At 33.3% G+C, this 25117-nt stretch carries 22 protein-coding genes; 14 read left to right on the top strand and 8 right to left on the bottom strand.

Annotation, left to right across the window (positions count from 1 at the left end):
- The first annotated feature begins 10 nt into the window (after positions 1-10).
- From CIGNP91_RS02925 to CIGNP91_RS02955, 7 genes are all read left to right on the top strand, one after another.
- Positions 11-1144 (top strand): DegT/DnrJ/EryC1/StrS family aminotransferase, encoded by a 1134-nt coding sequence (locus tag CIGNP91_RS02925; protein ID WP_086227081.1) that lies wholly within the window; start codon positions 11-13, stop codon positions 1142-1144.
- Positions 1137-2111, top strand: a complete 975-nt coding sequence (locus CIGNP91_RS02930; RefSeq protein WP_086253331.1) for a tetraacyldisaccharide 4'-kinase — start codon at positions 1137-1139, stop codon at positions 2109-2111. The genes CIGNP91_RS02925 and CIGNP91_RS02930 overlap by 8 nt, the downstream gene beginning before the upstream one ends.
- Complete coding sequence (argB, locus tag CIGNP91_RS02935) at positions 2105-2947, top strand: acetylglutamate kinase (RefSeq protein ID WP_086253332.1); 843 nt, start codon at positions 2105-2107, stop codon at positions 2945-2947. Before CIGNP91_RS02930 ends, argB begins: the two co-directional genes overlap by 7 nt.
- Positions 2948-3237: 290 nt before the next feature.
- Positions 3238-4674: a threonine synthase gene (gene thrC, locus CIGNP91_RS02940; RefSeq protein ID WP_236848367.1), complete on the top strand. Its 1437-nt coding sequence runs from the start codon at positions 3238-3240 to the stop codon at positions 4672-4674.
- Complete coding sequence (gene kdsB / locus CIGNP91_RS02945) at positions 4671-5399, top strand: 3-deoxy-manno-octulosonate cytidylyltransferase (protein WP_086232047.1); 729 nt, start codon at positions 4671-4673, stop codon at positions 5397-5399. Before thrC ends, kdsB begins: the two co-directional genes overlap by 4 nt.
- A gap of 152 nt (positions 5400-5551) precedes the next feature.
- A complete protein-coding gene (locus CIGNP91_RS02950) occupies positions 5552-6460 on the top strand; it encodes a GGDEF domain-containing protein (protein ID WP_180383203.1) in 909 nt (302 codons plus the stop codon).
- On the top strand, positions 6441-7457 hold the full coding sequence (locus tag CIGNP91_RS02955) for a GGDEF domain-containing protein (protein ID WP_086227087.1): 1017 nt from the start codon (positions 6441-6443) through the stop codon (positions 7455-7457). Before CIGNP91_RS02950 ends, CIGNP91_RS02955 begins: the two co-directional genes overlap by 20 nt.
- A 233-nt stretch (positions 7458-7690) precedes the next feature.
- Here the strand turns inward: CIGNP91_RS02955 and CIGNP91_RS02960 are convergent, their stop codons facing one another.
- The 3 genes from CIGNP91_RS02960 to mltG form a co-directional block, all read right to left on the bottom strand.
- Positions 7691-9220, bottom strand: coding sequence for a succinate CoA transferase (locus CIGNP91_RS02960; RefSeq protein WP_180383204.1), 1530 nt, complete (start codon positions 9218-9220; stop codon positions 7691-7693).
- Positions 9221-9314: 94 nt separating this feature from the next.
- The gene (locus CIGNP91_RS02965; protein WP_086253335.1) at positions 9315-11342 is read right to left on the bottom strand and encodes an ATP-dependent helicase; all 2028 of its coding nucleotides are present in this window, start codon (positions 11340-11342) and stop codon (positions 9315-9317) included.
- Positions 11342-12355, bottom strand: a complete 1014-nt coding sequence (gene mltG, locus CIGNP91_RS02970) for an endolytic transglycosylase MltG (protein ID WP_442861876.1) — start codon at positions 12353-12355, stop codon at positions 11342-11344. The genes CIGNP91_RS02965 and mltG overlap by 1 nt, the downstream gene beginning before the upstream one ends.
- Here mltG and CIGNP91_RS02975 point away from each other — a divergent pair.
- From CIGNP91_RS02975 to CIGNP91_RS03000, 6 genes are all read left to right on the top strand, one after another.
- Positions 12243-14768: a YhdP family protein gene (locus CIGNP91_RS02975; RefSeq protein WP_086253337.1), complete on the top strand. Its 2526-nt coding sequence runs from the start codon at positions 12243-12245 to the stop codon at positions 14766-14768. The genes mltG and CIGNP91_RS02975 overlap by 113 nt on opposite strands.
- A gap of 44 nt (positions 14769-14812) precedes the next feature.
- Complete coding sequence (htpG, locus tag CIGNP91_RS02980; protein WP_086253338.1) at positions 14813-16660, top strand: molecular chaperone HtpG; 1848 nt, start codon at positions 14813-14815, stop codon at positions 16658-16660.
- 186 nt (positions 16661-16846) lie between these two features.
- A complete protein-coding gene (locus CIGNP91_RS02985; RefSeq protein WP_419653815.1) occupies positions 16847-18490 on the top strand; it encodes a lactate permease LctP family transporter in 1644 nt (547 codons plus the stop codon).
- A 5-nt stretch (positions 18491-18495) separates the two neighbouring features.
- On the top strand, positions 18496-19233 hold the full coding sequence (locus CIGNP91_RS02990) for a (Fe-S)-binding protein (protein WP_086227093.1): 738 nt from the start codon (positions 18496-18498) through the stop codon (positions 19231-19233).
- On the top strand, positions 19230-20663 hold the full coding sequence (locus CIGNP91_RS02995; protein WP_086253340.1) for a LutB/LldF family L-lactate oxidation iron-sulfur protein: 1434 nt from the start codon (positions 19230-19232) through the stop codon (positions 20661-20663). The genes CIGNP91_RS02990 and CIGNP91_RS02995 overlap by 4 nt, the downstream gene beginning before the upstream one ends.
- The gene (locus CIGNP91_RS03000; RefSeq protein ID WP_086234441.1) at positions 20656-21315 is read left to right on the top strand and encodes a LutC/YkgG family protein; all 660 of its coding nucleotides are present in this window, start codon (positions 20656-20658) and stop codon (positions 21313-21315) included. Before CIGNP91_RS02995 ends, CIGNP91_RS03000 begins: the two co-directional genes overlap by 8 nt.
- Positions 21316-21343: 28 nt before the next feature.
- Here the strand turns inward: CIGNP91_RS03000 and CIGNP91_RS03005 are convergent, their stop codons facing one another.
- From CIGNP91_RS03005 to CIGNP91_RS03025, 5 genes are all read right to left on the bottom strand, one after another.
- A complete protein-coding gene (locus CIGNP91_RS03005; protein WP_086253341.1) occupies positions 21344-22477 on the bottom strand; it encodes a sensor histidine kinase in 1134 nt (377 codons plus the stop codon).
- Positions 22470-23138 carry a response regulator transcription factor gene (locus CIGNP91_RS03010; protein WP_086224411.1) on the bottom strand — a complete coding sequence of 223 codons (669 nt, stop codon included), beginning with the start codon at positions 23136-23138 and terminating at the stop codon, positions 22470-22472. The genes CIGNP91_RS03005 and CIGNP91_RS03010 overlap by 8 nt, the downstream gene beginning before the upstream one ends.
- On the bottom strand, positions 23135-23530 hold the full coding sequence (locus CIGNP91_RS03015) for a hypothetical protein (protein ID WP_086224409.1): 396 nt from the start codon (positions 23528-23530) through the stop codon (positions 23135-23137). The genes CIGNP91_RS03010 and CIGNP91_RS03015 overlap by 4 nt, the downstream gene beginning before the upstream one ends.
- 64 nt (positions 23531-23594) lie before the next feature.
- A complete protein-coding gene (locus CIGNP91_RS03020) occupies positions 23595-24401 on the bottom strand; it encodes a M23 family metallopeptidase (protein ID WP_086253342.1) in 807 nt (268 codons plus the stop codon).
- Positions 24402-24403: 2 nt separating this feature from the next.
- Positions 24404-24613 carry a hypothetical protein gene (locus tag CIGNP91_RS03025; protein WP_086224406.1) on the bottom strand — a complete coding sequence of 70 codons (210 nt, stop codon included), beginning with the start codon at positions 24611-24613 and terminating at the stop codon, positions 24404-24406.
- A gap of 117 nt (positions 24614-24730) precedes the next feature.
- Here CIGNP91_RS03025 and CIGNP91_RS03030 point away from each other — a divergent pair, with 117 nt between their 5' ends.
- On the top strand, positions 24731-25099 hold the full coding sequence (locus CIGNP91_RS03030; protein WP_086253343.1) for a hypothetical protein: 369 nt from the start codon (positions 24731-24733) through the stop codon (positions 25097-25099).
- Positions 25100-25117 lie beyond the last annotated feature (18 nt).

The following is a 25117-nucleotide window of genomic DNA, read 5'->3' on the forward strand; positions in this document are numbered from 1 at the left end:
AGGAGATTTGATGAGAGATATACCATTTTTTCGCCCGTTAATTACCGATAGAGAGCATGAACTTATCAAAGAGACCTTAGAAAAAAATGCAAACTATATGGTTGAGAATTTAGAAAATAATATAAAAGATTTCTTCGGTGCCAAACACGCTATCACCACAAATAACGGCACCGCCGCTATACACCTAAGCTTATGTGCGATGGATTTAAAGCGTGGAGATAAGATTATCTGCTCTGTTAATGCCTTTCCTAGTATCGCTCAAGTCATTAGGCATTTTGACGCTGAGCCGATCTTTGTCGATATAAATGAAGATGATTTTAATATAGATCCAAATGAGCTAGAAAAAATCCTAAAAACTCAAAAACACAAAAAATTAAAAGCCGCATTTATAACCCATGTAGCTGGTCAGAGTGCTGATATGGACGCTATATACGCCCTTGCTAATGAGTATGATATAAAGATTATTGATGATGCTAGTAGAGCGATGGGCGCTACATATAAAGGCAAATTAATAGGCAATATGAGCTCATATATGTCTTGTTTTCAGATCAATCCCCAAGTCCAACACGCAGTAGCAACAACTGGTATTATAATTACAAATGATGATGAGATGGCTAGTCGTGCTAGACTAATTCGAAACCATGCTATAATCAACGATAGCTTCGATAAAGATGGAAATTTAGGCTATATGTATGATGTAATTGATATTGGGCAAAAATATGATCTAAATTCACTCTGTGCCGCATATGGAATTGCTCAGTTTGAAAAACTTGGAATGTTTATCGCACGCCGCAAGGCAATTGCAGCAATATATAATGAAGAGTTAAAAAATTGCCCACATATCACTACGCCACTAGCTAAGCGAGATCACATATATAACCAATATATTATTAAAATCGATAAAAATCGTGATAGTTTTGCTAGAGAACTAAAAGAGATGGGAATTAGCACTAGCTTGCACTACCGCCCTATGCATCTATTAAGCTACTATAAGACTAAATATCACCTACGGGTAAATGACTTTCCTAAAGCGCTTAAAACCTATCAACAAATTTTATCACTACCAATATATGCCGCACTTAGTGATGAAGAAGCGCTTTATATCTGCAATGCAGTCAAATCAGTAGCACAAAGTCGTGTTTAAACGCAAATTTCACGCTTGGCTAGAGAGATATTTTTACCAGCCAAGCGTTTTTGATATTATTGTTAGCGCCCTACTTTTACCGCTATCAGCAATTTATTATTGTATAGTTTGGATTAAATTCAAACTATCTAAGGCGCAAAAATTTCCAATCCCAATAATTAGTATTGGTAATCTAGTCCTAGGCGGAAGCGGCAAAACTCCATTAACTAAAGCAATTTTTAATGAGTTTAATCACGAATTTAAAACCTTTATAATCCTAAGAGGCTATAAAAGAGAGTCAAAAGGTATGCAAATTGTAGCACTAAATGGTGATATAAAATGTGATGTAGCAACTAGTGGTGATGAGGCAATGGAATATGCTACAAATTTAAAAAATGCCAATATAATAGTCTCAAACGATCGCAAAATCGCTATTAATGAAGCCATTAATTTAGGGGCTAAGCTTATTATTTTAGATGATGGATTTGGAAAGGCTAATATTTTTAAATTTAATATTTTACTACGTCCAGCCAAAACCCCACGACTAAATTTCACCATCCCAAGCGGAGTTTATCGCTATCCAAGTAGCTTTTATGGTCTAGCTGATTTCATCCCAAGCAGTAGCGATATAATCAAAAAAACGACTATCATAAATCCGCAGCCAAAAATGGTTTTAATGACCGCTATTGCTAACCCTTCAAGATTAGAGTTTATATTTAAAAAATGTATAGGGCATGAATTTTTTGCTGATCATCATAAATTTAGTAAATTTGAGTGTGAAAATATACTAAAAAAATATAATGCTAACTCCCTTTTAGTAACACAAAAAGACTATGTAAAAATAAAAGATTTTGGATTAAGTGTTTCAATTTTAGACTTAAAAACAACGATTTCTCCAAATTTTGCAAATAAAATCAAATTATTTATCAAAAGCTACCAAAATTCAGATAAAATATATCAAACAAATCAAGAAGGAAAGATATGTTAAAAAGCAGTAGAACGGCTGAAGTCATCCTTAGTGCTTTGCCATATATCCAAAAATTTAGAGATAAAATTTTTGTTATTAAATATGGCGGAGCAGCTCAAATAGATGAGAAGTTAAAAAACAACTTCGCTAGGGATATTGTACTTTTACAGATTGTTGGCATTAAGGTTGTTTTGGTCCATGGTGGCGGCAAAACTATTAACTCATTTTTAGATAGACTTGATATTAAGAGCGAATTCGTTGATGGGCTTAGAGTCACAGATGCTAACACTATGGAAGTTGTAGAGATGGCACTTAGCGGCCTAGTAAATAAAGAGATCACTAGTATGCTAAATAAGCATGGCGCAAGAGCCATAGGCGTTAGCGGCAAAGATGATAATATGCTAAGAGCTAAGGTAATGGATAATGGCAAATACGGCTTTGTAGGCGATATCACTAGCGTAGATGATAGGCTTATTAATTCTCTTTTAAATGATGGGTTGATACCAGTTATTGCACCAATTGCTATTGGCGATAAATACGAATCATATAATATTAATGCTGATTTGTGTGCTAGTGCGATAGCTAGTAAATTAAAAGCTAGTAAGGTTATATTTTTAAGCGATATTAGAGGCGTGTTAGATAAAGAATCAAATTTAATCGGCAAACTAGATAAAGATAGCATTGAAACACTTAAAAAAGATGGTACAATCAGCGGCGGAATGATACCTAAAATTGACGCTTGTTTAGAGTGTATTCAAAATGGCGTAGGTGCAGCCCACATAATAGATGGCAAAATTCCACACTCATTATTATTAGAAATTTTCACAGATGAAGGTATAGGGAGTATAATCAAATGAAACTTTTAAGCATAATTTTAAATCAATTCGAAGTAACAAATTTAGCCAAGGAGCTAGCAAATCATAAATGTGTAAGCCAAATTCACAATCTAAACCCAATAAATGCAAAATCGTGGGCAAATAAAGAACTAGCTGCTAATCAAGCAATGCTAGTTGTTGTCGGTAAATTTAAAAAAATCAAGGCTATTTTAGGTGAATTAGACCCAAAAATATGCGAATATCTCTCCATTGAAAAGTTAAGCGAGATAAATTCAAAACACCTAGAAACTCTCCAAGCACTAACTGCCCCAATGCTAGTAGGCACTAGACTTCAAAGTGGTGATGAATTAAACGAATCAGTAAATTTAGATACTGCATTGCTAAATCCAGCAGCCAAATATGGCGGATTATATGCACCAATAAATTTACCACTAATTAGTAAAAAAGAGTTTAAAAAATTAGCTAGATTAAATTATGAAGATTTTGCGCTAGAGATTATTAAAAAATTTAACTTTAATATTAGTTTGAATAAATTCAAAAAAGCACTTAGTAGATATGAGAAGTTTGATAAAAGCGCTGTTGAGATTAAAAGAGTTCATAAAGATCTATATATTAACGAGCTTTGGCATGGGCCAACTAGAGCCTTTAAGGATATGGCACTTCAGCCTTTTGGAGAGCTTTTAAGCTCTATTTCTCATGGTCAAAAACAGCTAATAATGTGCGCTACTAGCGGCGATACTGGGCCAGCTACTCTAAGCTCATTTGAAAATGCTAAAGATATAAAAGTTGTCTGCCTATATCCAAAGAATGGTACCAGCGAGGTTCAAAGACTTCAAATGGTAAATCAAAAAGCACCAAATTTAAAAGTAATCGGAATTGAGGGCAACTTTGATGATGCTCAGCAAGCACTTAAAGAATTATTAAATGATAATGAATTTAAAGCAGTTTTAGCTGAATTAGGCTACAATCTTAGTGCTGCAAATTCGGTCAATTTTGGCAGAATTTTATTTCAAATTATCTATCATATCTATGTCTGCATAAGTATAAACAATAATAAAAAACCAATTGATATAATTGTTCCAAGTGGTAATTTTGGTAATGCACTTGGTGCTTACTATGCTAAAAAAATGGGTGCAAATATTGGCAGAATAAAAATTGCTTCAAATCAAAATAATATCTTAACTCAACTTTTTACTACTGGTATTTATGATTTAAATAATAAAGAGTTAATTTCAACAATCAGCCCAGCAATGGATATTTTAGTTAGTTCAAATGTTGAGAGATTGTTATTTGATAAATTTGGTGCAGTTAGAACCAAAGAGCTGATGGATAGCCTAGCAACAAATAAAAAATACGAACTAACAAACGATGAGTTAAATGCACTAAAAGCTGACTTTGATGCGGCATTTTGCACTGATGATGAGTGTATAGAAAATATCTCTAAAATGGCAAAATCAGGTATATTAATTGACCCGCATACTGCGACTTGTCTAAATTTAGTTAATGATGAAAATATAACCGTGATAACTTCAACTGCTCAATGGGTTAAATTTACTCCAAGTATGATCAAAGCGCTAAAAAATAGAACCAGCACTGATGAACTTGCTGATATGCAATTACTAGCTAGTAAATATCATGTAAAGCTTCCAAAAAGTATAATCAAACTATTTAAAGAAGAGGCTATTCATACTGATATAGTCAAAAAAAATCAGATAAAATCAAATATTATAGAGTGGATAAAACAATGATAGTAATACCTGCACGACTAGCCTCTACTAGATTTGCCAATAAGATCCTTGCTGATATCGGCGGGGTTCCTATGTTTATTAAAACCGCCCAATTAGCTAGTAAATGCGATGATGTTGTTGTCGCTTGTGATGATGAAGATATACTGCAAATTGCACAAAAATTTGGAATAAAAGCGATAATGACTAGTAAAGCTCATGATAGTGGCACTGATAGAATTAATGAAGCGGTCAAAAAGCTTGGACTAAAAGATGATGAGATTGTAATAAATTTACAAGCAGATGAGCCATTCTTTGAGGAGAAAAATCTAAGCAAATTTAAAGATTTTACCTCTCAAAGAATAAATGATGGTGCATTTATGACGAGTTGCTTAAAATTTGCTAGCTCAGAAGAGGCTCAAAATCCAAATTTAGTCAAGGTAATCACAGATATAAATGATTATGCTATATACTTTTCACGCTCATTAATTCCATATCCAAGAAGTCGCTGTGATCTATATAAAGCGCATATTGGAATCTATGGTTATAGCGTTAGCACATTAGCACAGTTTTGCGCACTTACAACTAAAGAACTAGAAAACATAGAAAAGCTCGAACAGCTTCGTGCTATCTCAAGTGCTAAAAAAATTGCAATGCTAGAGATAAATAGCCAAAGCATCGGCATAGATACTATTGATGATTTACGAGTCGCTGCTAATAAATTTGGATTTAAATCTACCCTGCTATGAGTGTAATTGCCAAAGAGCTAAGATCATATCCTAAGATCTATCATAAGCTACTATTATTATACATTATCATCTTAGCCGTATATGGCTCAATGTTTGCATACTCAGGAATATTTTTTTTATTTATAAATTTTGCCATATGTTTCTTTGTATCAATGGCGCTTTATATAGATTTTAACGAACCTAAATTTGAAAAAATTATAAAATTATGGATACAGCTTAGTGCTACGTATATCATGGTATCATCTATTTTGGTTTTAGGGTGGGGTTATGGATTTGAGCTATTTTTACTTGAGCTTATAGCTATTAACTACGCCTCGCCTCTTAAGAATTTAATCTTAAAAATTACGCTTCCACTATTGCAGCTTACGCTATTTATTATTTTATATTTTACCTTTAGCGGACTTGATGTAAACTATGGCTCTGAGACTATTAAACATATTAGTTTTATCTTTTGTTTTTGTATGATTGCGGTGAAATTTTTTGTATTACAAGATAACACTAACACCATCTCGACTCTTGATATAATTGCTACACAAAAGCAAAATATCAGCTATAAAAACATTGCTGAGATTGACTATCTAACTGGTCTTTATAATAGAGCACCAATGAATGAAATTATCTCTAAGCATTTTAAAATGCTCTCAAATCATCAAATTCATTCTTTAGCTATCATTTTATGTGATATAGACAACTTTAAAAATGTAAATGATACTTATGGACATATCTTTGGAGATATTGTTTTATCAAAAGTTGCTGAGATTTTAAATATTAAAATATCTAAATTTGGTAAAATTTGCCGCTGGGGTGGTGAGGAGTTTTTAGCTATTATTCCAGCACAAAACTTCAAAAAGTGTATCCAAATCGCAGAATCAGCCAGAATCGCTATCCATAGTGCTAACCCTGATAAGGTTCCTATCAGCGCAACATTTGGACTACTATATATAGAAGACCCAATAGAGATAAACCAAGCAATTAGCATAGCTGATAACCTACTCTATCGTGGTAAAAATCAAGGCAAAAACCAAGTTGTATCGGAAAAATATGAACCTAATCAAAGATAACCTAACCTTTAATTTTAAATTTATAATAACTCTATTTTTAGTTGTAACACTTCTATATTCTATAGTATTTTATCTAATTGGTATGAGTGAACTATCAGTTATATCATTTCTTGGAATTTTTATCTATTTTATCTCACTTAAGGCCATAGATGATAATAATTATGATAGAGCATTTTTCTTAGCACATCTTCATATAGTAATCTCATCGATGCTTGCTACTACTATACTTGGATGGGATTATGGATTTTACCTTATTATTATTGCAATTGCTTCGACTACATATCTAAATATTTTTAGAAAACGTATCATAAACTATCTATTAGCTGGATTTGATTTTATTGGTTTTATAATTGTCTATATGATCTCAAATGTATATTTTCCAAAAGAGCCAGGCGACTTTTCGCAAATATTTTATCTTAGTAATCTTACTTTTTTATTGTTTTTGTTTATGATAATTTTTAAAATTTACAATACTGTAAATCAGATAAATATCAAAGAACTTCACAAGCACAAAAATGAATTACGAACTGCTTCACAAACAGATCATCTAACTGGTCTAATTAATAAACGAGCCTTACACTCTATTTTAACTAAAAAAAATAATAAAACAATTACAATTGCTATGTGTGATATTGATAATTTTAAAAGTATAAATGATAAATTTGGTCATAACATCGGCGATGAGGTTCTAAAAACTTTAGCTAAAATATTTACAGATAACGCTAATAAATCTGATATCGTGTGTCGCTGGGGTGGCGAAGAATTTGTCATTGTAGCTACAAATACTAGTAGAGTAAACTTTATTACTCAAATTCAAAATATCAGATTTATCATAAATAAAACACCAGTTAAAGTCTCTACCGATCGCTCAATTCACTTTACTGTGACATTTGGGATTTCTGATAGTGGAACTGACCCAGACAAGCTCACTGACCAAGCTGATAAACGCCTATATAAAGGCAAACGTAGCGTCAAAAACTGTATAATTACAAAATAACCATACATTTTAATTCTATTTTACGATCGTATGTAAGTTATAAAACATTGTAGCCAATTTATAAATGTATAAATTTAAAACTTTTATTATTTGATTGATAACTATTTTTTATTAATTTTATAAGAAAATTTAGTATAAATTTGAACTTATCTTTGTAAAATTATCTATATTTATAGTAATTTTACATTCTAGATAAGTTCAAAAATATTATTCCAAAGCTAAGCTTTATAAGGTTATTTTTTCATGCTACCTGTTTTGTTAAATCTATCATGCCAACTTAAAGCTTCGCTTAATATATGTGGCGTGTGGCCTGGTTTTGGCTGAGCGCACGCTCTATCGAAGTAGTCTTGTAGCATATCTCTATAATCTGGATGAGCTATAGCTATCATTTTTTGCGCTCTTTCTCTTGGGCTACAACCTCTTAAATCAGCATATCCATACTCTGTTACTACCACCATAGTATCATGCTCAGTGTGATCTATATGGCTCACAAAAGGCACAATAGCTGATATCGCCCCACCCTTTGCTACTGAAGGAGTTAAAAACAGAGATAGATAGCCATTTCTAGCAAAATCCCCGCTACCGCCGATTCCGTTCATCATCTGCGTACCCATAACATTAGTTGAGTTTATATTGCCATAGATATCGGCTTCTAACATACCATTCATAGCTACAACCCCAAGGCGTCTTACTAATTCTGGGCTATTTGATATCTCTTGTGGGCGAAGAATTATATGCTCTTTATAAAAATCAACATTTTTTCTAAATTCCTCCACAGCAGTTGGACTAAGTGATAGAGCTGAAGCCGAAGCTAGATCGACGGTGCCATCTTTGACAAGGTCTAGCATACCATCTTGGATAACTTCTGAGTAGCACTCAAGTCCTTTATATCCAGCCTTACTAAGAGCGGCTAAAACAGCGTTAGCCACATTACCAATACCACTTTGAAGCGGTAGCAATTTACCCTTTGGTAACCTACCAGCAGCCTCTTCAGCAGCGAAAAATTTAGCCACATTATCACCAATGGCTATTGAAACCTCATCAAGTGGAGTAAAGCTATTTAGCCTATCTTCAGTAGAGCTTAATACCACACCTACAACCTTATCAAAATCCACGCTCATATATGGAGTTCCTATACGATCTCTAGCAGTTTTAAGTGGGATTGGCTCACGAAATGGCGGTTTGGCTTGGACATATATATCATGAAATCCCTCTAGCTCTTTTGGTTGATGGATATTTAACTCCAAAATCACCTTTTTAGCAGCATTTAACCAAGCTTGGTTATTGCCTACTGAGGTGGTAGGGATTAATTTACCATCTTCTGTGATACCTGAAATTTCAATCACAGCAAAATCCATATCACCAAAATATCCACACTCTACTTGCCACGCAAGAGATGAGAGATGGACATCTAAATATCTAGTTTCACCAGCATTAATACGGCCTCTCATACTTGGGTCTGTATTAAATGGAGTTCTAAACTCAACACAATTAGCCTTAGCCAAAACACCATCTAAATCCACATCAGTACTAGCACCAGAATATATACTAATCTTATACTCTTGACCAGCTTCATGTAGCTTTTGAGCTCTATTGGCAATTGCAATTGGGATATATAGAGGGCTTCCAGCGCCGACAAATCCACTAAATCCTATTTGAGCCTTATGCGGAATGAGGGCCGCTGCTTCATCTGCTTTGATAACCTTAGCTAGATATCTAGCGTCTTTGATACGACTAGTATCATTTATAGTATTGTCAATCATTTTTATCCTTTAATTAAAATTTAGCTTGATTATAAGCAAAATTTCTATAATTTCTCTTATAATATTAATAGTAGAAATTTATTTTAAGCAAAATTTAAATTAAAGGCTTTACCATACCAGCTTCAGCTAAAAAACAGCTTGGCTGATACTCGACTTTTCTTATCTTATCATATTTGGCATAGCTTAGCACCAATTCATCCTTTGCCCTTGTGACAGCGACATAAAATAGCCTTCTTTCTTCTTCTATATCACTCATTAATCTTGAATTTGGAAATCTACCTTGAGCTAGATCCACTACAAAAACAAGGCTAAACTCAAGCCCCTTACTAGCATGGATTGTGAGCAAATTCACCCCTTCGCCCTCGCTCATTTCGCTCTTGCCAAGGGTTAAAAAGTTGTAAAAATTATCAATATTATTATGTCTTTTACTAATCTCTAAAAGCACCTTAGCCTTAGATATTATCCGCTCTATTGCGTTGCTTTTAAGCTCGTTATCTATATTGCCATTTTTTAGGGTTGCTCTTTTGGTTGCTAAGATATCAACTATAATATTATAAATTTGAGATTTTATCACCTTATCTATAATTTGATATGGTGAGCTATTTTTATCTAAATTCAATATCAAATTCCTAAGCTCATACAAAAATATCGCACCATTTTGATTTAAATTTGAGTAGTTTAAAACAGGAGATTTCATAAACTCATCATCAAATCCAAGCTCACAAAATCTATTTGATGGCATAAATTCGCTAAAATCATCAAATAAGCCAAGCTGATGATTATGCCTTTTGGGGGCTAATTTAGCGCTATTTTTATCCGGATTTATAAGACCTTTTATGATGCTACCATCTCCAGATGAGATTAAAATTTCAAAAATCTCCTTAGCATGAGCGTTACCAACTCCTTTAGCATACTCTAAAATATGTATAAATGACATAATATCTTTAGGATTTACCAAAATCGATATCAAATCTATAAGCGCCTTAATCTCACGAGACTCAAAAAAGCTCACTCCGCCTTTTCTTTTACAGCTTATGCCATACTCTTTTAAGGCTATCTCTAGTCCATCAGCACTTGAGTTATTACGAAAGATTATAGCGATATCAGTTTTATTATATCTGCTATTTGAGATTAACTCTGCTACTGCGTTATACTGGATAAAAAGCTCATCATAAACAAGCAAAATAGGCGATTTAAACTCTCCCTCACGGCTTACTTCAAGCGATTTAGGATATAATCTAGGATTATTAGATATAACTTTATTTGCCAAGGCTAGGATTTTAGCACTTGAGCGGTAATTTGTATTTAATGAAAATATATTAGCATCCAAATATCTATCTTTAAAGCTACCAATTATCCCTATATTTGCCCCATTAAAGGCATAAATACTCTGGTCAAAATCCCCTACGCAAAATAGACTTTTGGTATTAAAAGCATCTATGAGTGAGCCTTGAAGTGAATTTGTATCTTGATACTCATCAACCAAAATTTCATCAAAATAAATTCTAGCACCCTTTTTAAGCTCATTTCTCATCTTAATTAATAGATCATTGAAATCAGCATAGTTAAAATTACTCTTAGTCTCTTCAAACTCACGCAAGATATCATCGTAAATTTCAGCAAATTCCACCTGATCTGGATAATTAACACTAAACCAATCTACAAAGCTCTCACCACCTACGCAACTATTACAAAATAAAGAGTATATATCATACAAATACGCCCCGCTATATCCCTTAATATCGCTAATTCTATGAAATTGCCTTCTATCTGTGATACTCTTTAATAGTGTTTTTAATTCGCTAGGTTGCTTTAAAATCACCCCTTTATCAAGGGATTTTAGAAGTGAATTTGATACAGAGTGAAATGTCCCAGCTGTGATTTGAGATACTATATCACTATCAAAGTAACGCCCCAATCTCTCTATCATCTCACTAGCGGCTTTATTGGTAAATGTTAATAACAAAATTTTATTAGCCTTTATCCCTGAGTTTAGAAGATGAGCTATCCTAGCTACAATTGTGCTTGTTTTGCCTGTTCCAGCACTTGCTATGATGAGATTATGCCCCATAGACGCTGTGGCTGCTCTATACTGCTCTTTATTTAGCTTTGAAAGTGGCATTATTTAGCCTTATTAGAGCGATCAATTGCTTTTGTATGCGCTTCATAAGTAGAGCTAAATATATGAGCACCTGTGCTTTTATCTCTTACAAAATATAGATAGTTTGTCTTTTTAGGAAAAATTGCTGCTTTTATCGCATCAAAACTAACATTACAAACAGCATTTGGTGGTAGGCCTGCGTATTTATATGTGTTATACCTAGTGTTGTCTTTGGCTATTCTTTGTGGGGTGATCTTTTCATGAGAGTATAGATCATAATTTAGCGTACCATCCATTTGTAGCTTCATACCGATTTTTAACCTATTGTATATAACAGAAGCTACTAAAGCCATCTCATCTTTGTTAGCAGCCTCTTTTTGCACTATAGAAGCTACAGTGATAAACTCATACCATCGTCTCTCATCCCATTCGCCAAAAATCTTTCTACTTAGGCTCTCATGCTGTTTTTTAGATGTGTTAATTAGATAATAAACTAAATGTGCCTCCCCAATTCCAACTGGAACTTTATATGTCTCAGGGATTAAAAACCCCTCTTTTATAGGTGCATTTTCTAAGTAGCTTTTCATTAATTCATTATAATTTAGCCCTAATTTTTTAGAAATTTCATAGAAAAAATATGCTGTAGTTTCACCAGGAATGAGTGTAATATCTCTCATTGCAGCTTTAGCAGTTGTAAGCTTGTACAAAAAATCAAATTTACTAAGGCTAGTCTGCCCAATTTCAATCCATCCAGATTGTGGAAATCCCATCAAAACTAAAATATATTTATCAAATTCATCAACCTTAAAATTTAGCTTAGCTAAATAAGATATAATTTCGCCTACACTTCCCTTTGGTAAATATACCACCTTGCTGGTATTCATCGTTTGAGATAGTGAAGCAAAAATCGATAGGAAAAATATGAGTACAATTTCACAAATGATAAACAAAAACCGCTTTTTAGCTCTGTTTTTAATGCTATTTATTTCCATTTTTGTTGCCCTTTTTATATGGTTAAAAATTGGTATCAAGATAGAAAGTTTAAATTTTAGCCAATTTAAAATTTCGCAATTATATATAAAATTAGATAACAAAATTACACTAAGAGTAAAAAATATCGATATTTTACCATTGACTAATGAAAAAAATAACACTAAACCATCCTTAGAACTTTTACATTATCTAAGCTGGATTGATATGCTTTTTGAGACAATTGAACTTACAAATATTACAAATGGTGAGTATAAATCATACTTTATCTATGCTGATAATAAATTTAATCTAAATAATAAAGATTTATATATAAATGCAAATTTTGCTAGACAAAATCACAATCTAAATGTTGCCGTAAATGAGATTAAATTAAAAGATTTTAACACTACAATTAATGGATATTTAGAGCTAAATTTCTATAATGATAGACATAAATTTAGTGGAAAATTTAACTCCTATGAGCTTAGCGGAAATCTAGGACTAAACATAGAAAATGATATTTTAACCTATGAACTTAGCGATGTGAGTGCTAGTACTATTGAGCAGTTTATGAACGCTTTAGCTAATATTACTGGGCTTAATAATGAGATTAAAAACTGGATTTATGGGTATATAAAAGCTAAAGATTATAGGGTTGAGATTTTACGTGGTAAATTTGATTTAAACTCCAATGATCCGCTAATCTCAAAGCTCTATGGTAAAGCTACAGCAGTATCGCCAGTAGTAAAATTTCACCCAAATCTCCCAGCAGCCACTGCTAGTAGCGTAGATGTGATATTTGAGAATTCTGGACTTAAATTTGATATAAAAGATCCAAAATATCAAGGTTCTAGCGCTATAATAAATTTAAGCATAAATGAGTTAATTAATAAACCAAATTTAATACTAGATATTTATACTAAAACATTATATAGTAATGATATAAATAATATACTAAAAGCCTACAATATAAATATCCCAATCACGCAAAATAGTGGCAATATGAACGCAAAGCTTCGCTTAGTCATAGACCTAAGCAATATAATTGTACAAGCCAATGGGGAGTTTATACTTGATGGCGATATTGATATCTCTGGGGCAAAATTTAATACCAATCATGCTAAAATAATTTTAAAAAACGATAAACTCACTATAGAAAATAGCCATGTAAAAAATAGTATTTTTGATGCAAATTTTAGTGCTTTTATTGATGCAAATACACAACAAGCATGGTTTGATACTAAATTTAACTCTATTGCTATTCCAAATCTACTTGATATTAAAAATCTAGATGATAATATCACACTCGAATTTAGCAAAGCCCCAAAAATCAACTCCAAAACTTTAGGATATGAACTAAATATTACCAATCCAATTACGCTAAATATACCTAGCATAGAACCGCTTAAGCCCTACTCTACGCTTATAAATGATTTAAATATCACTAAAGCTGCAATTAACATCACAACTAATAATTTTATAGATATCAATGCAAGAGTTAATGATGCTAAATTTAATATTCCAATGTTAGCTAAAAAGGATGGAAATTACACCGATGATAACTTTACCATTAATGCTAGCAATATTATTAATGTAAAAAGCGATAGTGGCATAGTAGAGGCTAGCATAATTAATGATGAGGTAAATATATTTTTAAATTCAGCCAAAATTACTATAAATTCTAATGCTGCCAAAGGTGATTTTGATAAAAATCTAAACTTTATAGCCAATGATACTATATTAAATATAGCCGATGTTAATAAAAGTGTATTGTTTGATCATTTTAGCGGAAATAAAACTAGCGATACTATTAAATTTGATGGGGAATTTGATGGAGGATATATATCTATTACCGAAGGTAAAGATATATTAAAGATCAAAGGAAATGGTATATCAGCTACAGCTGTCAATGATATTTTAGATTTAAATACATTTAGCGAGGGGGTTTTTGGATTAAAAGTTATGGGAAAAAATAGCAAAAATTTCAAAGCTGACCTAGAATTAAAAGATACATATCTAAAAGATTATAAAATTTACAATCAACTTCTAGCATTTTTAGACTCTATTCCAAGCTTGCTTATTTTTAAGGTACCTGATTTTAACAATAAAGGCTTTAGTGTTAAAGATGGAATTATAAGGATTGGACGAATCGATGATAATCTAACAATTCATGCTATTGATATCGAAGGTGCAACCGCTGATATAATTGGCAATGGAACGATAAATCTAGCCACAAATCTCATTGATATAACTTTGGAATTAAAATTATTAAAAGATGCTAGCTCAATCATTGATAAAATTCCATTAGTCAACCACATACTATTAGGCAAAGATAAAAGCATATCTACAATTATAAAAATTAGCGGAACAATTGATGAGCCAATTATTACAACACAAGTAGTGACTGATGTATTAAAAACACCATTTAATATAATTAAAAATACTCTAACCTTACCATTTGTGATTTTTGAATGATGATTAAATTTAGTTAGTTATAATATCAAGACAAAGGAGAAAATATGCAAAAACATCAATTTCAAACACAAGTGAGCGATCTTTTAAATTTAATGATCCACTCACTCTACTCTAATAAAGAGATATTCTTAAGAGAGTTAATCTCAAACGCAAGCGACGCACTAGATAAGCTAAATTATCTATGCTTAACTAATGATGATTATAAATCACTTCAATACACCCCTAGAATTGATATCAAACTAGATAAAGAGGCCAAAACATTAGTAATCACAGATAATGGAATAGGCATGGATGAAGATGATCTAATCAACAATCTAGGCACCATCGCAAGAAGCGGAACAAAAGGCTTTATAGAATCTATGAGCGGAGATGCGAAAAAAGATAGCTCATTAATAGGTCAATTTGGGGTTGGATTTTACTCAGCATTTATGGTAGCTAACAAAATAGAAGTTATCAGTCGCAAAGCCCTAAGTAGCGATGCATATAAATGGAGTAGCGATACAAATGGATATGAAATTTCAAAATCCACGCTAGATAGCCACGGCACACAGATCACTCTATACCTCAATGATGATGAATTTACAGATAGTTTTAGAATAGAAAATATCATTACAAAATACTCAAATCACATTCCATATCCTATTTATATGGATAGAGATGAGTGGGTAGCCCCACAAGATGAGAACAAAGAGGGGCATTATGAGAGCAAAAACTCTCAAATCAACAAAGCAAGTGCCCTATGGAGAATGAGTAAATCTACTTTAAAAGATAGCGATTACAATGACTTTTATAAGCAAATCAGCCACGATAGTAGCGATCCACTACTGCATATCCATACAAAAGCAGAGGGCAAAATAGAGTATTCTACCCTATTTTATATCCCATCAACTCAACCATTTGATCTATTTAGAGTAGATTATCAAAGTGGTGTAAAACTATATGTTAAGCGTGTATTTATCACTGATGACGCCAAAGAGCTTCTACCACCATATCTTAGATTTGTGCGTGGGGTTATGGATGTAGAAGATATCCCATTAAATATAAGCCGTGAAATTTTACAAGAGAATAAAATTCTAACCGCAGTCAAAGACCAAAGCGTCAAAAAAATCCTAAGCGAATTAGAAAAACTACTAAATAACGATAAAGAAAAATACTCCAAGCTCTACTCTCTTTTTGGTAATGTTATCAAAGAGGGCCTATATGGATTTAATGCCAATAAAGATAATATCTTAAATTTATGCCTATTTAAATCCACTCTAAACGACAAACCAATCACGCTAAAAGAGTATAAAGCCGCAATGAAAGAAGATCAAAAATCGATATATTATATCAGCGGCCAAAATGAGAGTATGCTACGAAACTCACCACTTTTAGAAGGGTTTAAATCCAAAGGGATAAATGTCCTAATCTGTGATGAAGAGATAGATACAATAGTCTTGCCTATGGTAAATGAGTATGACTCCACGCCATTTAAGAGCATAAATAGCTCCGATATAGATAGCGAGATAACTGGTAGTGAAATTTCAACTAGTGATGAAACAAACGCCCTAATAAGCAAAATCAAAGAGATCTTAAAAGATGAAGTCAAAGATGTCAAAATATCAAATCGCCTAAGCGACTCCGTAGCGTGCCTAATCTATGACAAAAACGACCCAGATTATGCTATGCAAACTCTATTAAAACAGATGGGTCAAGAAGCACCAAAAATCAAGCCAATCTTAGAGATCAATCCAAATCACGAAATCATCACCAAATTAGCTAATAACGAATTGATGATAAACGATGTTGCTATACTAATCCTAAATATGGCTAAAATCAGCGAAGGTATGAGTATAGAAAATCCAAGCGAATTTAGCTCTAAACTCGCTAAAATTATATCCAAAGCTCTATAAATTTACTCTGCCCTACTCTGGGCGGAGATACTCTATCAAACTGAAATTTATAAATAAATTTAATTATAATGTTACGATTATACACACTCAAACGATTTTTTAAACAATTTTTATAATTTATCTTAAATTTAATAATAATTTACGCTAAAATGAAGTTTCACAAAATTTTTATCGATAGGAGTCTGTATGCAATGGACACAGATATATGATCCACTTGGCAATATATGGCTAAGTGCGTTGGTGGCGTTTTTGCCAATTTTATGTTTTTTGGTTTCGCTTTTAGTTTTTAAGCTAAAAGGCTATATGGCTGCTTTTTTAACAGTTATTTTGGCTTCTGTTTTGGCGTTATTTGTATATGATATGCCTTTTTCTCTCATCGGTGCTAGCTTCGTTCAAGGCTTCGCTCAAGGTATGTGGCCTATCGCTTGGATTATCATCGCTGCGATATTTTTATACAAACTTTCAGTTAAATCAGGCTCATTTGAAGTTATCAAACAAAGCGTTATTAGCATCACTCCAGACCACAGAATTCAAGTTATCTTAATTGGATTTTGTTTTGGCTCATTCTTAGAAGGTGCTATCGGTTTTGGTGGTCCAGTTGCTATCACTGCTGCGCTTTTAGTTGGTCTTGGACTTAAGCCTTTATATGCTGCTGGATTGTGTCTGATAGCTAATACTGCTCCTGTTGCCTTTGGTGCTGTGGGTATTCCTATTATTGCGATGGCGAATTTAGTTGGTGTAGAACAATATGAAGTCTCAGCGATGGTTGGTAGAATGCTAGTTCCACTTAGCCTTACTGTTCCATTTTTCATTGTATTTTTAATGGATGGATTTAAAGGTGTTAAAGAGACATTTCCTGCAATTTTAGTAGCTGCAATTAGCTTTACTGCTACACAATTTATCAGCTCAAACTACCTTGGTGCCGAGCTTCCTGATATTGTTTCTGCTGTTGTATCTCTTATTTGTACTACTGCATTTTTGAAAATTTGGAAACCATCTAATATATTTAGACTTGATGACCAAACAGACTTTACAAGCAAAACCGAACTTAGTAATGGCCAAATATTCAAAGCTTGGCTACCATTTATCCTATTAATCGCTTGTATAATTCTATGGACTCAACCATGGTTTAAAGCACTATTTGCTAAAGGTGGAATATTTGATTACACAGTTGTAACTCTAGCTGCCAACAATGTAGGCACAAGCATAGTTGATGCTACTGGTAAGGCTATTGGGTTAAATTTAAATATCAGCTTTGTAGGCCTTCAAGCTGGCACCGCTATACTGCTAGCTGCTTTCTTATCAATTTGGTTTTTAAAAATCAAAGCCAACGATGCCGCAGATTGCTTCTGGGATACACTAAAAGAGATGGCGATTCCTTGTATTACAATCGGTCTTGTTGTATCATTTGCCTTTATCGCTAAAAACGCTGCTATGAGTACAACTCTAGGTCTTGCCTTTGCTCAAACTGGCGATGCTTTTGCCTTCTTTAGCCCTGTGATTGGTTGGATAGGCGTATTCTTAACAGGTTCGGATACAAGCTCAAATCTTCTATTTGGCCCACTTCAACAAGTTAGCGCTAGAGAGCTTGGTGTTGGTGAAGCGCTATTTTTAGCAGCCAACTCAGTTGGTGGTGTCGTAGGTAAGATGATAAGCCCACAAAGTATCGCTATAGCGTGCGCTGCTGTTGGTTTAGTAGGTCGTGAGAGTGAGCTATTTAAATTCACACTTAAATACTCAGTTGCTTTCATTATCTTAATTGGTATTTGGACTTTAATCATCGCATTCTTTATGCAAGGAATTATCCCAGATATCGTACTTAAGGGTTAATATCTATGAGAAAAGTATATTTTTTCGCTACTTGCCTTGGTAGTGCTGCTATGCAAGATAGCGTTTTAAATGCTATTAAACTTCTACGCCGCCAGGGCGTGGAAGTGATTTTCAAAAAAAATCAAACCTGTTGCTCTCAACCATCTTTTAATAGCGGATATTTTGATGAGAGTAGAGCTGTAGCTATGCATAATATAAATTTATTTGATGAAGATATCCCGATTATCGTCCCTAGTGGCTCTTGCGCTGGTATGATGGGGCATGATTATTTAGAGCTTTTTGAAGGCAGTAGCGAATTTGACAAGGTTCAAAAATTCGCCGCTAGAGTATATGATCTAAGTCAATACTTAGATGAAATTCTAAAAGTAGATTACCAAGATAAAGGCGATAAAATCAAAGTCGCATGGCACTCTAATTGCCACGCTTTAAGAGTAGCTAAAAGCGTAGAATCTAGCAAAAATTTAATCCGCAAACTATCAAATGTAGAGTTAATTGAGCTTGAACATGAAGAGGAGTGCTGCGGTTTTGGTGGGACATTCTCAATCAAAGAGAGCGATATCTCAAACGCAATGGCACTAGCCAAAATAGAAGATATCAAAAATACAGGTGCTAGCTACTTAATAAGTGGCGATGGTGGTTGCTTATTAAACATTGCAGGCACAATGAAACGAAATGGCGTAGATATCAAATGTCTTCATCTATATGATTTCTTGATTAAACGCTTAGAAGGAGTATCCCTATGAGTAAAAAAATGCCACACGAACAAATCGTAAAAATCAAACTTGGCGATACTCAATTAAGACAAAATCTCACAATCGCTATGCACACCTTACAAAAAAACCGCCTAAATGTGATAAATGCGAAATTCAATAATTGGCAAGGATTAAGAGATAAGGCTAAAAAAGCTAAAAATAACGCCCTAATGTCTCTTAGCGATAGACTAATTGAATTCGAAAAAAACGCCACAAAAAATGGCATTAAAGTCCATTGGGCTAGCTCAGCTACTGATGCTTGTGAGATAATATATGAGTTAATGCGCCAAAATAATATCAAAAAGATATTAAAAGGCAAATCTATGGCTAGTGAAGAGGTAGGCCTTAATCACTATCTAGCTAATAAGGGATTAAATGCTGTTGAGACTGACCTTGGTGAGCTAATAATACAATTAAACGATGAAGCACCAGTCCATATAGTCGTCCCAGCAATCCATAAAAATCGCAATGAAATAGGCAAAATTTTTCAAGAAAAATTAGACTCAAATTTAGAAAGCGAGCCAGAAAAGCTAAATCAAATAGCTAGAAAACATTTAAGAGATCAGTTTGAAGGCTTAGAGATGGGGCTTAGTGGTGTAAATTTCGCTATGTCTAAAGAGGGCGCATTTTGGTTAATTGAAAATGAAGGAAATGGTAGAATGTGTACTACCGCTCCTAAAATTCATGTTGCACTTTGTGGGATTGAGAAGGTTATGGAGAGCTTTGAAGATGCTGCTACTATGGTTCATCTACTCACACCATCAGCCACAGGACAATTCATCCCTACATATAACAACATAATCACAGCCCCAAGAAATGATGAATTTGATGGGCCAAAAGAGGTTCATTTGATACTATTTGATCATCACAGAAGTGATATGCTAGCTCATCATGACTACTATGAGGCTCTTAGATGTATTAGATGTGGGGCGTGTATGAATTTCTGCCCTGTATATGACAAAATCGGCGGCCATAGCTACCAAACTATCTATCCTGGGCCTATTGGCGAGGTTATTAGTCCAAATATATTTGGTATGGAAGCAACCGGTGATATACTTACATTTTGTTCGCTTTGTGGTAGATGTAGCGAGGTTTGCCCTGTTAGAATCCCACTAGCTGATCTAATTAGAAAGCTAAGAGCAAATAAAGTTGGCCAAGGCAAAAATCCACCACTTAGCACGCAAAATAGCCATAAAAATAGAGCCGAATCATTTGCGATGAAGCAGTTTGCTAAGATCGCTACAAATGGTGCTTTATGGAGATTTAGCCTTAGTAAAACTCATCTATTTAACTCAGTTTTACATAAGTTCCAAAACTCAATCCCAGTTATAAAAAGCTGGAGCCAATACAAAGAGCTACCACAGATTAAAAAAGATCTATATAAAGAGCTTGAAAATATGGAAGGAGTTCGCTATGAATAGAATAGATGAAATTTCAGCTAAATCCAAAGAGATGATTCTTTCTCGCTTAAAAGATAGCTACAAAATCACAGGCCATGAATCCACTCCTAGCATAGATCCAGTAGAACATATCCAAACTACTGATAATGCTCTTGCTGAAATGAAGCAAAAAATGAGCGATAACAAATATATCGTCCATGAATGCGAGCCATCAGCTCTAGAAGATACGATAAATGAGATTGTAGCTAGCTATGGATACAAAAAAATGATCTATGGAAGTGGGTTGAATTTAAATTTAGATAAGATTAAAGCTGATCAAAAAATCTGCTTCGATAAGCCTATAGAAGAGCTAAGAAGCGATGTATTTCATAGTGAGTTCTCTATAGTTCATGCCGAATATGGCGTCAGCTCTCATGGTGTAGCATTGCTAAAATCTAGCCAAGCTCAACCTAGAATGCTAAGCCTAGCGCCAAATCTTTGTATAGTTTTACTTAAAAAAGATAGAGTCAAAAACTCACTAGTAAGTGCTCTAAACGCCCTAAAAGTCGATCAAAACGGCAAATTACCAAGTAATATTTTATTTATCGCTGGGCCATCTAGGACAGCTGATATAGAGCTTATAACCGTTTTTGGCGTTCATGGCTCACAAAAAGCACATTTAATTTTATATTAAAATCGCATGGAGAGACTCTCCATGCCAATTATCTATCTTTAAAATCTCTTAAAATAACTCTAAATTTAGTTTGATTATCACCGCTTTCACACTCGATACTAAGACCAAGCTCATCACAATATCGCTTAACCAAGCTAAGCCCAATCCCAAAGCCGCCATTTTGCGTATCAAAACGGCTGAATTTATCATAGATTTTGTCTATATTCTCCTTAGAGATAGTAGCTCCAAAGTTGATTATCTCAAAGCTATTTTGGTCTAAATTGATAATAATTTTAGAATTTTTACTACTATATTTTATCGCATTTGATATGAGATTATCTAATATTTTACCAACTTTTTGTATATCGCTAGATAGCTCAAAAGAGTTAGAATTAATCTCAAATTTAAGCCCCTTTGAATTAGCTGAAAGCTCAAATAGCTTAATGCGACTCTCAAGCAGAGTTTGGATATTAAATTTACTAATAACATTTGGATTATTCTTTAAATTCAAAGCCAAATCATTATAAATTCCACTTAGAGTTTTGGCTGCTATTTTGATATTTTCTAAATATTTTGGCGGATTTTTATCAAACATCTCACTACTCATAAGTATCACGCTCAAAGGAGTATTAATCTCATGCGTAGTATCTGTGATAAAGTTATTAAGCGCTCTAATCTGAGCCAAAAGTGGCAAATACGCAAGCTTAACCAAAACAAAAGCAATAAGCCCAACTAAAATAAAAACCGCCCCAGCTATAAGCCACACACGCCAAAAAAGCTGATTTATATCCTTAATAGTATCTTCGCTTTTTAACTCTACAAATAGCTCTATTGCTCGCCTTTTTGAGTGGATATTCTCTCTCATATACAAAGCATCTAAACCTTCATAAAATTTGCCTTTAAATTTCGGTGTATCAAAGCTTTTATAGATATATTTACCTGTTTTGATATTGTAAAAATTAATTGGATAAAAAGATTTTAATTTCATAATATTATCTATATTATTATTTAAGCGAAGTATATACTCAAGCTCTTTAGCAAATGCCTCTAAGCGGATCTTATCTCGTTTGATTATATCGAATTTCGCCTCTTTATAATACATAGTGGCAAATCCGATTAAAAATATCATACTAGAAAGAGTATATAGCAAAAATATTGGCAAAATATACTTTTTGCTATACATATTCATAGCCTATTTTTGGATGTGAGATTATCTTTTCTTCGCCAATTATTTTACGCAAATTTCTGATATATACTCTTAGACTTAGCTCACTTGGCACCTGACCATAATCCCATAAATTCATATATATCTCATCTCTGCTTAAAATTTTGCCACGATTTTTTAAAAACAAAACCAACAAATCAGCCTCTTTTTTGGCTATTTGGACTATAGCATTATCTTTGATTAATCTCTTTTGTATTATATCAAACTTTATATTTGGAGAGATTTCTACATAGTTATCACTACTTAAGTGACTAAATTTGCGTTTTAGGATATTATCTACTCTTAGATGTAATTCAGCTAACTCAAAAGGCTTTTTGATATAGTCATCACAACCACTCTTAAAGCCCTTAACTAGATCATTTATATCATTTAATGAGGTGATATAGATACAAGGAGTATTGATCCCAGAGCCTCTAAGCTCATTAAGTAGATCAAAGCCATTACCGCCTATAATCTTAACATCAAAGATAAAAATATCAAATTTACCCTCATATGCTAAACTCAAGCCATCTTCATAGCTATCACTACTTACAACTTCAAAGCCCTGCTCCATAAGATAATCACTAACCATCTCACAAAGCATAGGCTCATCTTCTATTAGAAGTATTTTGCTACTCATCTCATTGGACAATCTGGATTTATGCCATTTGGACAATTAGGCGCAAATTTACCTGGGCGATCAGGGCGATTATTTGCTTTTAAACCTCTTATATGCGGACCACAAATTCCATTATAAAACTGCTCATCTTTACCTAGTTTGGCCATATTTTGACGCATTTGATATCTAAATTCTTTATAGAATTCCTCTTTTTGTTTAGAATCCATATTTTGAGTTGCTTTAGCTATTTTATCATGAATTTGCTCGCAACCTTTTTGAATTTTATAATACTCCTTACTAGCCTCTTTTTTAAACTCAAACATCTCTTTGCTTAAACTAGTCGCACTATCAGCACCAAATGCCACACTACTACTTACCATAGCCGCTAAAGCTATACTTAAAATCTTTTTCATTTTAAATCCTTTCTATATAAAATATAGTGAAATTATATATAGCTTTTGTTTAAAAAATGTGAATTTAAAAAATTGAGTTGAATTTTTCTATAAAAATCAATGGATCAACTTGAGTATTTCGCACTATAATCCCAAAGTGCAAATGTGGTCCACTCACCCTACCGCTCGCACCGCTTAAGCCGATTTTCTCACCTTTAACAACCTTTTGGCCAACTTTGACATCTATCCTATCCAAGTGATAATATTGTGTATAAATACCACCACCATGGTCAATTACAACACTCTTTCCAGCATAATATCTATCTTTAGCGATTCTTACTATCCCATCATTAGCACTCACCACCTTTTGCCCTATCGCCGCCCTATAATCAACGCCACCATGATAGCTTTTAATACTACCATTAAATACTCTAGCATTTCCATATTCACTAGTGATAAAGCTACTCATAGGCGATACAAATTCGCTATTAACTAGCAAATTTGGGCTAGAAGTCTTATATATCTCAATTGCCTCTTTTCTCTCTTTTTCTATGCGATTCGTCACACTTTTTGGTGGATTAGCCTTTGCGGGGGCTACTGTGATACTCTCTTTTTTATAGTTTTTTTGCTTAACTTTTAATATTGTTAAATTACTTTGGTTATTTAGACTATTTGTGATATTAATATCATTTTTAGCATAGTATCCAATAGGGATAATGGCTATCTTTACCCCATCTTGCGTAGGATGATCTAGCCAAGCTATGGTTTTATCATTAATTTTTAGCTCACCAGCGTAATTAGAATCAATGCTAAAAATCTCCACACTACCATTAAAAGCATCCTCAGCCCAGCTAAAAATAGCAAATATCAAAAGAGCTAAAACTACTCGCATAATCAAACAGAGTATAGAGATAAGAATCTTTTTCTACTAATTGGTGAATACCCATTTAGCTGCTCATAAGCCTCTTCGGTATCGCCATCTGTTAATTCTTTGATCTTTTCAATAAGCTCATAAAGCTCCTCATCATCTAAATTCTCAAACTCTCCACACTCTTCTAAAACCTCTTGTATAATAGCTTCTAGCTCTAATTCATCAAAACTCACTATATCTCCTTGAAAAAATTTTCGCAATAATACCTAAAATTCCTTAATTTAACTTTGAAATTTATATTTAAATAATGCATTTTATGATAAAATCTAGGATAATTTTTTGGAGTTTGTATGAGAATTTTATATCTACTTTTGCCATGCTTATTATCGCTTGGTAGCTATGCACAAAAAAATAGTGAGCCTACTGGACTAAATATACCTCTATCTACATATAGTATAGATGTTGATTTTATGGGAGCTGATGAGCATAATCAAAAAGATATTATGCTTGGATATAACGATATTTTACATAGTGTAAAAATAGATTCTAATAGCAATAATTTTAAATTAATTATGAGTGGAAAAAAAGAGATTAATAGAGTTAAATTTGATGAAATTTCAAACAAAATAGCCAATTATTTGAAAAATTATAGAGGCGAAAATAAGATAGCAATCGAGTATCACCTAGACTCCAAACTGCTCTTCGCTGGTATCTTTTAACCCTTCTTAATCCAATTT

Source organism: Campylobacter sp. P091 (assembly GCF_002138935.1).
In the GTDB taxonomy this organism is placed as follows: domain Bacteria; phylum Campylobacterota; class Campylobacteria; order Campylobacterales; family Campylobacteraceae; genus Campylobacter; species Campylobacter devanensis.